The following is a 12,829-nucleotide window of genomic DNA, read 5'->3' on the forward strand; positions in this document are numbered from 1 at the left end:
GATGACTGATGACCCTGCTTGTATGCTCGGTCAGGAGCTTACATCAATGATGTTGGGGGAAAAATATGAAGTATAGCAGTTATATGTTTCAAGTTGTTGCGCCATATCAATACTAAAATTGTCTTTTAGTACTAAGAGGTTATCCTAGTCGCTGTTTTGCACTTTAGCCACTCTATGCTGCCGGAAAAGCCGGTTCAGCGTCAATCTTTTATCCGGAGAGATACCATGAAAGCCTGGATTTTTCTGACGATCGCTATTGTTGCTGAGGTTATTGCGACCTCTGCACTGAAGAGTAGCGAAGGCTTTTCCCGCTTCTGGCCTTCAGCAACCGTTGTGATGGGTTACTGTATTGCCTTTTGGATGCTATCACTGACGTTGAAGACGATTCCTGTAGGGATTGCGTATGCCGTTTGGGCCGGTGCCGGTATTGTATTGGTGGCCTTGATTGGCTGGTTTTTCTTTCAGCAGAAGCTGGATGCCATGGGGATGTTAGGGATTGGCCTGATTCTTTCCGGTGTACTGGTGCTGAATCTGTTATCAAAAAGTAGTGTGCACTGATTGAGCCGGGATCGAATCCCAGACCCAAAAAAGGCAGCCATCGGGCCGCCTTTTTTCGTTTTAGCATCTGACAAATCAGGCGCTTGGTTTTTGACTAACCTGTCTGGCTTTCTTGCTGCCGCCTTTCTTTGCGAATGGTTTGGCAGCGGATTTGGCAATGGCATTACCGGCGGCTTTTTTACCTGCGCCACCTTTGCCCGGTTTCTTCCCGGCTGATTTTTTCGCGCCGCCACCAATCTGTTTCACCTGACCATTTTTCAGGGTCGGGCGGTTGGTGGTGTGGGATGCCCCGGTTTGCTGCCCAGGACGTGCTTTTCGTGGGCTGCGCGGGTTCACCGGATCTTTATCTTCACCGGGCACCAGTTTGTGTTTGCCATCACCGATCAAATCCGCACGTCCCATCTCCCGAAGGGTTTTACGCAGGGCCGGCCAGTTTTTCGGGTCGTGGTAGCGTAAAAAGCCTTTCTGGGTGCGCCTCTGTTCGTAATCTTTCGCGGTGTACAGGGTTTCGCTTTTGTAGGTCACCTGTTTCAGCGGGTTCTTGTCGGAGTGGTACATGGCGGTGGCCAGTGACATCGGTGACGGATAGAAGGTTTGCACCTGGTCTGGGCGGAAGTCGTGGGTTTTCAGCCACAGTGCCAGATTGAGCATATCTTCATCTTCAGAACCCGGATGTGCGGCGATAAAGTACGGAATTAGGTACTGTTTTTTACCCGCCTCTTTAGAGTACTTGTCGAACATACGCTTAAAGTTGTCGTAGGTGCCCATGCCCGGTTTCATCATCTTGCTCAGGGTGCCCATTTCTGAGTGTTCCGGGGCAATCTTCAGATAGCCACCCACATGGTGAGTCACCAACTCTTTGACGTATTCCGGGTCTTCCACCGCCAGGTCATAACGCAGACCGGAGGCGATGGATACCGTATGAACACCGTCAACGGCACGAGCCTGACGATAGAGCTGAGTGGTCGGGCTATGGTCAGTATTCAGGTTGACGCAGATCTCCGGATAAACACAGGAGAGCTTACGGCAGGAAGCCTGAATCTCAGGATCTTTACAGTTCAGGTGATACATATTGGACGTCGGGCCACCCAGGTCGGAGATATGACCGGTAAAGGCAGGCAGCTTCTCTTTGATATCTTCGATCTCGTTGATGATGGATTCCTGAGAACGACTCTGAATAATACGGCCTTCGTGCTCTGTGATGGAACAGAAGGTACAGCCGCCAAAACAGCCGCGCATAATATTGATGGAGAAGCGGATCATCTCATAGGCAGGGATCTTAGCGCCGCCATATTTCGGATGCGGTACACGCTGGTAGTTAAAGCCGAACACCTTATCCATCTCCTCTGTTTCCAGAGGGATCGGTGGCGGATTCACCCAGATCTCTTTTTTGCCATGCTTCTGAATCAGTGCCCGGGCATTATGGGGGTTAGACTCCAGGTGCAGCACACGGGAGGCGTGGGCGTACAATACAGGGTCTTTATTGACCTTCTCAAAAGAGGGCAGGCGCACGTAGGTTTTGGATGCATCCAGTTTGCCATGCTTGCCTTTCAGGGGTGCCGGAATGACGCGGATCGGCATCACATCCGGATCTTCCTCTTCACCATCCTGACACTTGCCTTCCGGGATATATTCGTAAGGGCTTGGAATCTGGTCGATCTTGCCTGGCCAGTCCACACGGCTGGAGTCGATCTCGGTAAAACCGCCCGGAGGCGCATCGCGTACGATGGTGGTGCCGCGAATATCCAGCAGCTCCGACAGATCCTTGCCGAGGGCCAGTTCATGGGTCAGTTCGATCAGGGCACGCTCGGCGTTGCCGTATAGCAGAATATCCGCCGTTGAGTCGATCAGTACAGAGCGGCGCACTTCGTTGCTCCAGTAATCATACTGGGCGATACGGCGCAGACTGGCTTCGATGCCACCGATAACAATCGGTACATCGGAGTAGGCACGTTTACATAGCTGTGAATAAACAATGACCGCACGATCCGGGCGCTTGCCACCGTCACCATGAGGCGTGTAAGCATCATCATTACGTACTTTCAGATCCGCCGTGTAACGGTTGATCAGGGAGTCCATATTGCCCGCGGTGACACCGAAGTAAAGATTCGGTTTGCCCAGACGCATAAACTCATTCGGGTTGCGCCAGTCCGGCTGATCGATAATACCAACCCGGAAACCCTGGGACTCCAGCAGGCGACCCAATACCGCCATACCGAAACTCGGGTGATCCACGTAGGCGTCACCGGTAACGATAATTACATCACAGCTGTCCCAGCCCAGCGCATCCATCTCCTCGCGAGTGGTCGGCAGGAAAGGTGCTGTACCGAAGCACTCGGCCCAGTACAAAGGATAGGAAAACAGATCGGGGGCGGTTTTATGTTTACTGCTCATGGCGCTCATCAGGTTCTGCAACAGGCGGTGAATGGCCTGCCGGTATGGTCATTATCAGGTGCAGCACGGTGCTTGTCACTGCAAACCGGGCATTGTCCCAGAAAAACAGTCGGGAATACAGAGCAGAATAGCGGCTGTTCAGAAGATTGGACGGAAATTTAACCTTGCTTTTTTGTGGTCCAGACTGAAGTTTATATGATTTTAGTCAGAAACTTGTGTGGCTGTAGAGGCAGGAGAATGTGGTTTGAAAAGGCGGGTTCAGTCGGTTGGTAACTAGTAGTAACAATAGGAGCAGAGTAGAATGTCGGACTATAAAAGCTGACCGTAGCAAAAGAATCGCACTATCTTCTGAGCCGGAATTTATTTTATAAGGAAGCCCCTATGTCTTTAGTCCTTTGGTTATCTCTGCTGTTGATCTGTGTGCTGGGTGCGATGTCACCCGGGCCGAGTTTGGCGGTGGTGCTACGTCAGACGGTCAGTAATGGTCGTGGTCACGGTATTGCTGCAGGTTGTGCCCATGCTTTGGGTGTGGCAGCTTGGGCTGCAGCAACCGTTTGGGGGTTGGGGGTTCTGGTCAACCGTTATGAGACCCTTTATCTGGCGCTGACCTGGGCCGGTGCAGCTTATTTGGTCTGGCTCGGTTTTAATGCCTTACGTTATGCCTCAACACCCGAGCTGCAGGCGGAAAACGGCACCAAGAAAACCTACTGGCAGGCGGCACGGTCTGGTCTGTTTATCTCCCTGCTGAATCCGAAACTGGCGGTTTTCTTCACCGCCCTTTTTTCTCAGTTTGTCACCGCTGATCAGGGCTTAGAGGCTCAGCTGATTATGGTCGCTACGGCTTCAGTTGTGGATGGTCTCTGGTACACCCTAGTGGCGCTGCTGTTTTCCCAGGCGCACCTGTTGGCCTGGTTACGCCGCCATGTGAAGCGTATTGAGCAGCTGACGGGGGTCGTGCTGATTGGTTTGGCTGTTCGGGTGGTGATTCCTTAAATGTCCGTATCTGATTTTTCCAGTGCATCCGTTGGTCGGTATCCGGTCAACGTGCACAGGGTGTTCCACGCCCACGTCTATTTTGATGAGCAGAGCCTGGATTTTGCCACCCGTCTCTGCCAACGGGCCGGTGAACAGTTTGGTATTCAGGTCGGGCGGGTGCACCAGCAGCGGGTTGGCCCCCATCCGGCGTGGAGTTGCCAGTTACTCTTTAAGACCACCGATTTTGAGCAGCTGATTCCCTGGTTGGATGCTCAGCGTTGCGAGTCAGTGGCATGCGGGCGGGCAGGGCTGTCCATTTTGGTTCATGGCGTTACCGGTGATCACCTGAAAGATCACACCGAGCATGCCTATTGGCTTGGTCAGCCCCTGGTATTGGATCTGTCGGTGTTTCAGTAAGCACCGACGGGTATTTCCACACCCGCCCTGAACATGCCCCGGTAGCGTAAAGCCATATAAAGGAGGCTGTACCATGAAAGCTAAACTGGCTGCGATTATTGAAGCCATCGGCACGCCGGGGTTCAGCTCTACACTGGCCGATTATCTGCGTACGCTATTGCCCTGCAGTCACCTGATTATTCTCGGTTGCCGGCGTAATAAACACCCGATTTATCTCTATGATGCCATTCCCCATAACCGGGAATATCTGTTTCAGCGCTATCTGACCGATGCCTATCTGAGTGATCCTTTTTATCAGTTTTGTCTGGAGAACCACGGTGATAAAACACTGATGCTCTCCGGGCTGGTTCAGGATGACTCCTCACAGCAGCGCTACCTGATAAACCGGTATCAACAGCAATTTTGCCCTCAGACCGGTGTTTTTGATGAGCTGTGCCTCTGCACACGATTGGATAAGGAACGCTGGATTTTACTCTTTACCGGACAAACCGATGAAGATCCGACCCGGCATATGAGGCAGTACCATGAACTCAGCGCTGATTCTGCGGTACTGCATGCCCTGATCCGTCAGCAGTGGGCGGGGGCTGAGCGCAAACCTGAGACCAGCCTACTGCAATCGTCTGCCATGGCGGATAAGAGTGAGTTCCGGCTTGCGCTGCAACAGGCGATGCACTCCTTTGGTGAGAGCCTGCTGACCCCCAAGGAGCAGGGGATTACCCTGTTAATCGTGCAGGGGTATGACTCCGCAGATATTGCCCAGTTGGAAAGTATCGCCCTGGGCACAGTGAAGAACCACCGCAAGAGCATCTACCGCAAACTGAATGTCAGTTCCCTGAGCGAACTATATCAGCTGTTTATGACGCACTTGCTGGTAAGTTAGTTTATTCGGACCTGGGTTTGATCCCTCATCTGTCCCTATAGGGATATGCGCCTTTGTTGGGTCTTTCTTTAAGCTGTTGCCATCTTCTGAGCAATCTCTGATTAAACCGTTTTGAACATCCGTAATCTGTTCTAAAACAATTAACCTGTTCTAAACACCAGTAATCTACGCTAAACACAAGGCACAGCATGACCTCTCTATTTGATGACCTGAACCGTCGCGGTCTGATCGCCCAGACCTCCAACGCCGATGACCTGAAAACCTTTCTGCAGCAGCCGCAAACGGTTTACTGCGGCTTTGATCCCACCGCGGGCAGCCTGCATATCGGGCATCTGGTGCCGCTGCTGATGCTGAAGCGCTTTTATGATGCCGGACATCAGGTGATCGCTCTGGTGGGAGGTGCCACTGGTGCCATCGGTGATCCCAGTTTTAAAGCCGCTGAGCGCAGCCTGAACAGCATGACAACCGTGGATGAGTTTGCCGCGCAGCTAAGCGAGCAGATCACCACACTGATGCAGCCCCACCTGGGCTGTGATCTGAAACTGATCAACAACAAGGACTGGTTTTGGAACATGAATATCGTGGCGTTTTTCCGTGATGTGGGCAAACACTTCTCGGTGAATGAGATGATGCGCCGTGAGTCGGTGAAGCAGCGCCTTGATAGACCAGATGTGGGGATTTCGTTTACCGAGTTTAGTTACACTCTGCTGCAGTCCTATGATTTTGCGCAGCTGAATCAGCATCATGGTGTGACGCTGCAGATCGGCGGCAACGATCAATGGGGCAATATTGTCAGTGGTATCGACTTGACCCGTCGCCTGAACCAGACAAAAGTGGATGGCCTGACCCTGCCGCTGATCACCAAAAGTGATGGCACCAAATTTGGTAAAACTGAGACCGGTACTATCTGGCTGGATAGCGATAAAACCTCGCCCTACAGCTTCTATCAGTTTTGGCTGAATACCGCTGATGCTGATGTTTACCGGATGCTGGGTTACTACACTTTTTTATCCGTGGATAAGATCGCCGCGATCCACCAACAGGATGAAGCCTCCGGTGGTAAGCCACAGGCACAGCAGATTCTGGCGGAAGCGATTACCGCTTTTGTGCATGGTGAAGCAGGTCTGAACAGCGCGAAGCGTATTACAGAAGCCCTCTTTGGGGGGCATGCCAAAAAAGATCAGGCACAGGCGGGGATTGCGCAGCTTAGCGAACGAGAGCTGCAACAGTTAGAGTTGGATGGCCTGCCGTGCTATACCGTTAACCCAGCCGCAGAGCTGGCGCAGGTGTTGGTGGATGCGGAGCTTGCGCCATCGAAGGGTAAAGCCCGTGAACAAATACAGGCGGGTGCCATTCGCCTGAATGGTGAACTGATCGCGGCAGATAATGGCCCGGATCAAGCCATCGGTCAGCAGTTTGCCCTGTATGACCGTTACTGGTTACTTCAGCGGGGTAAGAAACACTTTGCGTTACTAAAGCAGGCTGGCTGAGGGCGTTCTGATGAGGTTCTGATAGCGCTATGATGGCAGGGTGAGAGATCAGGACGGATGAAAGCAGTTTTGTTTTTATCCGCCCTGACGGGTTCTGAATAAGCGGCTTACTTCATTTCCACTTCGATCAGCACGATATCTTCGTCACTGTTGTTCAGAACATTGTGCTCAACACCCACCGGGCGGTAGTAGCATTCGCCCGCTTTCATTTCCACGGCCTTCGGGCCTTCACCGGTGTCGATATGCAGTACGCAGTTCTGCATTGGCACTATCACGTAATCACGCTCATGGCGGTGCCACTGGCTTTCGCCGCCTGCGGGAAACAGCAGATGGTTAACACAGGTGCGCTCGTTATCGATCTGTTGGGTAATAGCTAAAACCGGACGTTCAGACATGGAGGTTCCCTTTTTGAGTTATCTTTTAATTATCGTTGGAATGGGTCAAAAATTGACCTGAAATAAAGATTAGCAGTGGCTGATCTATTTTGCAGTTGCGCAATATCGGTGCTGGGTTTGGTGTGAATCAATCTAAATAAATGACTGCTTTTGATTAATTTGTACGCCGGGCCGTGAAGGAATAAGTGAACCGTGCAATTGTCATCTGCTATTCAGGGCAGGCTTTGTTATACTGCGCGCCTTCTGGGCTTTGAGCATTAAACCAACGCCCAAGAACTTAATCATGACCTGTTCGGTCTGCCACCTCTTTTTTATCAGTTGAGATCTCCGTGAACGATAGCGCCTTTTCCAGCCTTAACCTGCCTGCCGCCCAGATTCAGAACCTGAACGATATGGGATATTCCCGCATGACACCGATTCAGGCACAAAGCCTGCCGTTGGTGCTGAAGGGCAAAGACCTGATCGCCAAAGCCAAAACCGGGAGTGGTAAAACCGCTGCCTTCGGTATCGGCCTGCTGGAAAAACTCAACGTGCGCTCCTTCGCCTGTCAGTCTCTGGTGATGTGCCCAACCCGTGAACTGGCGGGGCAGGTAGCCAATGAACTGCGCAAGCTGGCGCGTTATCAGCACAATGTTAAGATTCTGACCCTGTGTGGCGGTATGCCCATCGGCCCGCAGATCGGCTCCCTGGCCCATGGCACCCATATTGTGGTGGGTACGCCGGGTCGTATTCAGGATCACCTGCGTAAAGGTACGCTGGATCTGGGACGGGTTAATACCGTGGTACTGGATGAAGCCGACCGCATGCTGGATATGGGCTTTGCCGATGCCATGGAGGCGATTCTGGAAGAGACACCGGCAAATCGTCAGACCCTGCTGTTTTCTGCCACGTACCCGGATACCATCGCCCAGATCAGCAGCCGTTATCAGAACAAACCGGCGATGATTGAGGTGGTTGAGTCGGCCCAGGCTCCGGTGAATATCAGCCAGAAGTTCTACTCCGTAGAGCGCGCGTCTGAGAAAGAAGACTTGCTGCTGCAGGTGCTGGGGCACTATCAGCCGGAACATGCGGTGATCTTCTGCAACACCAAACAGACCTGTGCCGATCTGGCCCGCGCCCTGAAAGAGCGGGATTACTACGCCCAGGCGCTGCACGGTGATATGGATCAGCGGGAGCGTGATCAGGTACTGGTGAAATTTTCCAACCGAAGCACTCACTTACTGTTAGCCACCGATGTTGCCGCCCGCGGTCTGGATATCGACGACCTGCCGATGGTGATCAACTACGACCTGACACGGGACTCTGAAGTCCACGTACACCGTATTGGCCGAACCGGCCGTGCGGGTAAATCCGGTCTGGCGATCAGCCTGTACACCCAGAAAGAAAGCTACAAACTGGCGGATATTGCCGACCAGATGCAGACCGAGATTGAACCCTCCAGCAGCGAAGAGCTGTTCGACGGTGATATGAGCGGCCACCGGGAACCGACCATGGTGACCTTGACCATCGACGGCGGCAAAAAGAACAAAGTTCGCCCCGGCGACCTACTGGGCGCCCTCACCAATGAAGGCGGTATTGAAGGCAGCCAGGTGGGTAAGATCAATATCTTCGACTTTACCGCCTATGTCGCGGTGGAACGCAGCGTGGGTAAAAAAGCCCTAAACCACCTGATGAACAGCCGGATTAAAGGCCGTAAGTTTAAAGTGCGTCGGGTGTAAGTGGTTACTACCTGATGTTATTAAAGCCCGCCTAAGAGCGGGCTTTTTTGTGCCCGCATATCCGACTTAGTGCTCGGTTTACTGGTGCGGCGAAATTGGATAAGATTTAAATTTGATACATTATGGAAACCGTGCTTGCCTATTGCTTTTAAGAATGCAGGCGCACGGTTATTGACGTATATGCGCATGCGCGTTTAGCAGGGAAGCAGCCAGATCAGAAAACGGAATTCTCCTTTCTAATCAAACTCTTTCCTCAGTTTTTGGCGGACTATTGAAATCGTCGAAATGCGCATGCCTATGATTAAAAAGCGGTTATCCGCCATTCAAAGCTCGGTAGTCCTTGGTAAAAGTGGATACAGAGTTTGGAAAGCCGAATGCACAAAAACAAAGTGATTGTGGCATTGGCGAATAAGTTAGCGCGGATAGCCTGGGCATTGTTAGCCAAAGGCGTTCGTTATCAAAGAGTAGAGGAAGCCTGATTTTGCGCAGGTAATATCAACGATGACACAACAGGTTGAACCGTGATCTGGATACTCTGGCCCTAACATCGTTCCGATATAGAGAGCGCTAAAATGATTAGAACCGGATCAGCGAAGCTCATCAGGGATAGGGCGAACGCCCGAATAAATGGCTGCAAACCTTTTTATGTTGTCGGAAATTACTTGCCAAAATAGGGGCGTCCATAGATGTTATGAGGTCGCAGACATTTGAGTGAATTGAGCTTTGAACCGAACTGTGATGATGTGGTATCTCCTGATTTTCGACCATATATGATCGAAACAGCGGCTGACTATTTCTTTGTTGCTCAAAATCATACCCGAGTAAAAGGCTATATCCAAACTAGTCTTAGTGCGCTTTCACTAGAAATTATGCTGAAGAGTTTTAATGCAGAGGTTTCGACTAATGCGGGTAAAATTAATGAGACATACGAGCCAAATAAAAGAGTAAAGGACCTTAAAGGTAAAGCTCATGACTTAGTATGTTTATATGAGCTAATAGACCCAATTTTTCAAAGTTATCTATTTTCACATTCGGATATTGACACGTTAACGGAGCACAGATCAGTATTTACTTCAGAGCGTTATGGCTACGAGCATGAAGCACAAAGTGTTCACACTGACCGCCTTGTGAAGTTGGCGGGTACTACTTTGTGCAAGATAATTTTTTTGTATAAGAAATTTGGATGTAAAGACCCATTCATAGCGCATTTTGACGTTAATGAAACGTATTTTAATTATGTTCAACATATACTTATTTTTCAGCCAAGCTCATAACAAGTCACTCCAGCCGACAGCTAAATCTGCGGCTGAGTGAAGCGTTATAAAGCAATTTAAATCGGAGATATAATGAAAAAAGAATACCTATTTCTAGGGTTGGCCGTGACATTATTGGTCATCATTTTGTTTTCTAATTATTGGTTTCTCCTTGATAAGGATCCAATAGATAAAAGCGCGTTTGGTAGTATGTTTGGTGCCAGCAGTGCTTTATTTTCAGGATTAGCCTTCCTTGGATTAATTTATACAATATTTTTACAGATGAAAGAGCTATCTCTACAGCGAGATGAGTTGAAGTTAACGCGTGAGGAACTTCATAAGTCTGCAGAAGCACACCAAAATGCATTAAATTATCAACAGCAACAGGCTAAGAGTTTGGAGAGAGCTGCAATTATTAACGGGTATTCAGTTCTCTTAGATGCCCTAAAAGAAAGGGATAAAATGTGTGATTTCTATAAGTCTAAATCCGAAAACCATGAATTCGATAAAGCTGTTATTCATAATCAGATAGCTGACCTTACAAAAAAACTAGAAGCATTTATCAAGTAGCTTTATAACAAATGGTTCAAGAGGGACAACCAACGCGTGGCATTTTTATTATGCGTTGGTTTTTTGGTTACAGTGCTATGCGGAAGCTTGGTAGTGGCGTTGGTTGCCCCTTAACCGGGCGTTCAGGCTGTAGAAAAACCTCCCGAACTATGGTCTGATCGGGTTTTGAAACGCAGGGGGCGGTGATGGCTCGATTCAAGCACTACGACTACAATCAAACGTTGATGGTGGTGATCAATTATCAGGATCAGTTGCAGCCCGGTACTTTTGAGCATGCTCTGCACTACCTCGTTTCTGAAAAGCTGGATCTTTCCGCGTTTCACCAGCCTTATAAGAATGATAGCGAAGGCCGCCCAGCCTACGATCCGGCCATTTTGCTGAAAATCATCCTGTTTGCTTATTCCAAAGGCATCACCTCCAGCCGTGAGGTTCAGTGGCAGCTTTACTACCTAGTACGCAATGTAGAAAAACTGGCAAAATATAGGCATCTCAGCCAGTAAAACAGAGTTAATGCAGCCTTAGAACAGGCACTGAAAGCAGTATGGTACCTGGCATAGAGGCAGCCAAAGCTTAAAAAGGCTGGAAAACATAGAATAAACAAACGATGGCCGATAAAAACCGGCAATCGAAAATAAACAGCAGAGAGCGAGCTGTTGGCGAGAAAAGCGGGTTAGAAACAGGTTTTTCTACAGCCTCGTTATATGCTAAGAACATCCATAGAGATTAAACATTACTCAATTATGATTAAGAAAAAACAGCATTTCGTAAGTCAGTTTTATTTAAAAAACTGGGCTGGAAAAGACGATAGATTATTTGCATTAATTAACAATAATGTAATGCCGATGAAGACTAGAGAAGTTGCACATTCAAACTACTTCTACAAAGTCGATGGAGTTAATGATGATGAGCGAGCATTCCTGTTAAAAGAAGTAAGTTCTTTAGCGGAACCAATTAAGTCTATGATCAGTGGATTAATCAATAGTTTTCACATTATTCACAAATTTTCAATAGATGTAAACGGAGAAACAGAAGAATCAAGAATAATAAAAACAAATGCTATTGAAGATGTTTACTGTATTGTGGAAGAATTAGCTTTACCTTCTCTTGATATTATAAAAAAAGAAGAATATGGCGAAATAGATATATTTGGCTATTCATATGTTGTGCGTTACATAAATTTTCAGTTAGCTCGCACACCGGCTGTAAAGAACAAAATAAAAAATTCTACAGAATCATTATTAAGAGATAAAAATATTAGATTTGACAGCTATTACATGATTTATTCTTTGATTATTGCAGAGAGAATATCTCTCCAGCTTATAAATAAATTATACAAGCTTGTTGTGATAAACAATAAAACAAATATTAACCTGATAACAAACGACAACCCTGTCAAAAACCTTAATCCAATTGACAAGGTAGAAGTCAAACTATTTCTCCCTCTATCTCCTAAGCAAGGATTGCTATTAGAGCCTTCTGAGCTTCCAGATGAAAAAGTGAAGACACCATTAGAAGACTTATCAAAAAGTCAGTATTACCTTTCTGTTACCGACTGCTACGACCAAGATTACATAAGTAAATTGAACTTAATAACATGGAACAACAAAGAAAGAAGTGCATTTTCATATAAAGAGTCAGACCTTAAAATTCTAATAAGCTGAAACAGATACTGCCTAAAATGGCACGCGTATAACAAGCGCATCCACGGCGATCGCCTTCGGTGTCGCGTGATGTGGGCTTCAGGCTGTAGAAAAACCTCCCGAACTATGATCTGATCGGGTTTTGAAACGCAGGAGGCGGTGATGGCTCAGTTCAAGCACTACGACTACAACCAAACGTCGATGGTGGTGATCAATTATCAGGATCAGCTGCAGCCCGGTACTTTTGAGCATGCTCTGCACTACCTCTGTTTTTATAAAAAAGCTGAAAAGTTGGATCTTTCCGCGTTTCACCAGCCTTATAAGAATGATAGCGAAGGCCGCCCAGCCTACGATCCAGCCATTTTGCTAAAGATCATCCTGTTTGCTTATTCTAAAGGCATCACCTCCCGCCGTGAGATCCAGTGGTGTTGCGAAACCAATATCATCTTTAAAGCCCTATCCTGCGATACCGTCCCGCACTTCAGCACCCTTGCTCATTTTGTCAGCAGCCAGCCCCAAGCCATTGAAGATCTGTTTGA

The 12,829-nt window shown here is 48.7% G+C and carries 13 protein-coding genes and 1 pseudogene; 12 read left to right on the forward strand and 2 right to left on the reverse strand.

Translation table 11 applies throughout. From position 1 onward, the window contains the following. The first annotated feature begins 225 nt into the window (after positions 1 to 225). Positions 226 to 558 (forward strand): SMR family transporter, encoded by a 333-nt coding sequence (locus tag ACN0R8_RS15935; RefSeq protein ID WP_417599162.1) that lies wholly within the window; start codon positions 226 to 228, stop codon positions 556 to 558. A gap of 75 nt (positions 559 to 633) precedes the next feature. Here ACN0R8_RS15935 and ACN0R8_RS15940 read toward each other — a convergent pair whose 3' ends face one another. Continuing rightward, positions 634 to 2,952 (reverse strand): YgiQ family radical SAM protein, encoded by a 2,319-nt coding sequence (locus tag ACN0R8_RS15940; protein WP_417599164.1) that lies wholly within the window; start codon positions 2,950 to 2,952, stop codon positions 634 to 636. Between the two features lie 381 nt (positions 2,953 to 3,333). Between ACN0R8_RS15940 and ACN0R8_RS15945 the strand changes: the two genes are divergently transcribed. The 4 genes from ACN0R8_RS15945 (at position 3,334) to tyrS (ending at position 6,714) form a co-directional block, all read left to right on the forward strand. Continuing rightward, complete coding sequence (locus tag ACN0R8_RS15945) at positions 3,334 to 3,945, forward strand: LysE family translocator (protein ID WP_417599166.1); 612 nt, start codon at positions 3,334 to 3,336, stop codon at positions 3,943 to 3,945. Continuing rightward, positions 3,946 to 4,344: a DOPA 4,5-dioxygenase family protein gene (locus ACN0R8_RS15950; protein WP_417599168.1), complete on the forward strand. Its 399-nt coding sequence runs from the start codon at positions 3,946 to 3,948 to the stop codon at positions 4,342 to 4,344. Positions 4,345 to 4,417: 73 nt separating this feature from the next. Beyond that, positions 4,418 to 5,224, forward strand: coding sequence for a response regulator transcription factor (locus ACN0R8_RS15955; protein WP_417599170.1), 807 nt, complete (start codon positions 4,418 to 4,420; stop codon positions 5,222 to 5,224). Positions 5,225 to 5,412: 188 nt separating this feature from the next. Beyond that, a complete protein-coding gene (tyrS, locus tag ACN0R8_RS15960; protein WP_417599172.1) occupies positions 5,413 to 6,714 on the forward strand; it encodes a tyrosine--tRNA ligase in 1,302 nt (433 codons plus the stop codon). A 107-nt stretch (positions 6,715 to 6,821) separates the two neighbouring features. Here the strand turns inward: tyrS and ACN0R8_RS15965 are convergent, their stop codons facing one another. Then, positions 6,822 to 7,109, reverse strand: coding sequence for a cupin domain-containing protein (locus ACN0R8_RS15965; protein WP_417599173.1), 288 nt, complete (start codon positions 7,107 to 7,109; stop codon positions 6,822 to 6,824). Between the two features lie 329 nt (positions 7,110 to 7,438). Here ACN0R8_RS15965 and dbpA point away from each other — a divergent pair, with 329 nt between their 5' ends. From dbpA to ACN0R8_RS16000, 7 genes and pseudogenes are all read left to right on the forward strand, one after another. Further along, complete coding sequence (gene dbpA, locus ACN0R8_RS15970; RefSeq protein WP_417599175.1) at positions 7,439 to 8,827, forward strand: ATP-dependent RNA helicase DbpA; 1,389 nt, start codon at positions 7,439 to 7,441, stop codon at positions 8,825 to 8,827. A 368-nt stretch (positions 8,828 to 9,195) separates the two neighbouring features. Beyond that, positions 9,196 to 9,306, forward strand: a pseudogene (locus ACN0R8_RS15975) (IS110 family transposase); the annotation flags it as partial. A 228-nt stretch (positions 9,307 to 9,534) separates the two neighbouring features. After that, on the forward strand, positions 9,535 to 10,101 hold the full coding sequence (locus tag ACN0R8_RS15980) for a hypothetical protein (RefSeq protein WP_417599177.1): 567 nt from the start codon (positions 9,535 to 9,537) through the stop codon (positions 10,099 to 10,101). A gap of 72 nt (positions 10,102 to 10,173) precedes the next feature. Then, positions 10,174 to 10,650, forward strand: coding sequence for a hypothetical protein (locus ACN0R8_RS15985; protein WP_417599179.1), 477 nt, complete (start codon positions 10,174 to 10,176; stop codon positions 10,648 to 10,650). 185 nt (positions 10,651 to 10,835) lie between these two features. Next, positions 10,836 to 11,150 carry a transposase gene (locus tag ACN0R8_RS15990; RefSeq protein ID WP_417599181.1) on the forward strand — a complete coding sequence of 105 codons (315 nt, stop codon included), beginning with the start codon at positions 10,836 to 10,838 and terminating at the stop codon, positions 11,148 to 11,150. A gap of 240 nt (positions 11,151 to 11,390) precedes the next feature. Further along, complete coding sequence (locus tag ACN0R8_RS15995) at positions 11,391 to 12,311, forward strand: DUF4238 domain-containing protein (protein WP_417599183.1); 921 nt, start codon at positions 11,391 to 11,393, stop codon at positions 12,309 to 12,311. A 141-nt stretch (positions 12,312 to 12,452) separates the two neighbouring features. After that, positions 12,453 to 12,829 (forward strand): transposase (locus ACN0R8_RS16000; protein WP_417599185.1); only part of this gene is annotated, 377 nt, incomplete at its 3' end.

The organism is Oceanospirillum sp. (assembly GCF_048265165.1).
Taxonomy (GTDB): domain Bacteria; phylum Pseudomonadota; class Gammaproteobacteria; order Pseudomonadales; family Halomonadaceae; genus Oceanospirillum.

Excerpts from the sequence above, each read along its gene's own strand:
- ACN0R8_RS15990 (WP_417599181.1), top strand. The coding sequence starts at position 10,836 with ATGGCTCGATTCAAGCACTACGACTACAATCAAACGTTGATGGTGGTG.
- ACN0R8_RS15945 (WP_417599166.1), top strand. The coding sequence starts at position 3,334 with ATGTCTTTAGTCCTTTGGTTATCTCTGCTGTTGATCTGTGTGCTGGGT.
- tyrS (WP_417599172.1), top strand. The coding sequence starts at position 5,413 with ATGACCTCTCTATTTGATGACCTGAACCGTCGCGGTCTGATCGCCCAG.
- ACN0R8_RS15935 (WP_417599162.1), top strand. The coding sequence starts at position 226 with ATGAAAGCCTGGATTTTTCTGACGATCGCTATTGTTGCTGAGGTTATT.
- ACN0R8_RS15950 (WP_417599168.1), top strand. The coding sequence starts at position 3,946 with ATGTCCGTATCTGATTTTTCCAGTGCATCCGTTGGTCGGTATCCGGTC.
- ACN0R8_RS15955 (WP_417599170.1), top strand. The coding sequence starts at position 4,418 with ATGAAAGCTAAACTGGCTGCGATTATTGAAGCCATCGGCACGCCGGGG.
- ACN0R8_RS15985 (WP_417599179.1), top strand. The coding sequence starts at position 10,174 with ATGAAAAAAGAATACCTATTTCTAGGGTTGGCCGTGACATTATTGGTC.
- ACN0R8_RS15940 (WP_417599164.1), bottom strand. The coding sequence starts at position 2,952 with ATGAGCAGTAAACATAAAACCGCCCCCGATCTGTTTTCCTATCCTTTG.
- ACN0R8_RS15965 (WP_417599173.1), bottom strand. The coding sequence starts at position 7,109 with ATGTCTGAACGTCCGGTTTTAGCTATTACCCAACAGATCGATAACGAG.
- ACN0R8_RS15995 (WP_417599183.1), top strand. The coding sequence starts at position 11,391 with ATGATTAAGAAAAAACAGCATTTCGTAAGTCAGTTTTATTTAAAAAAC.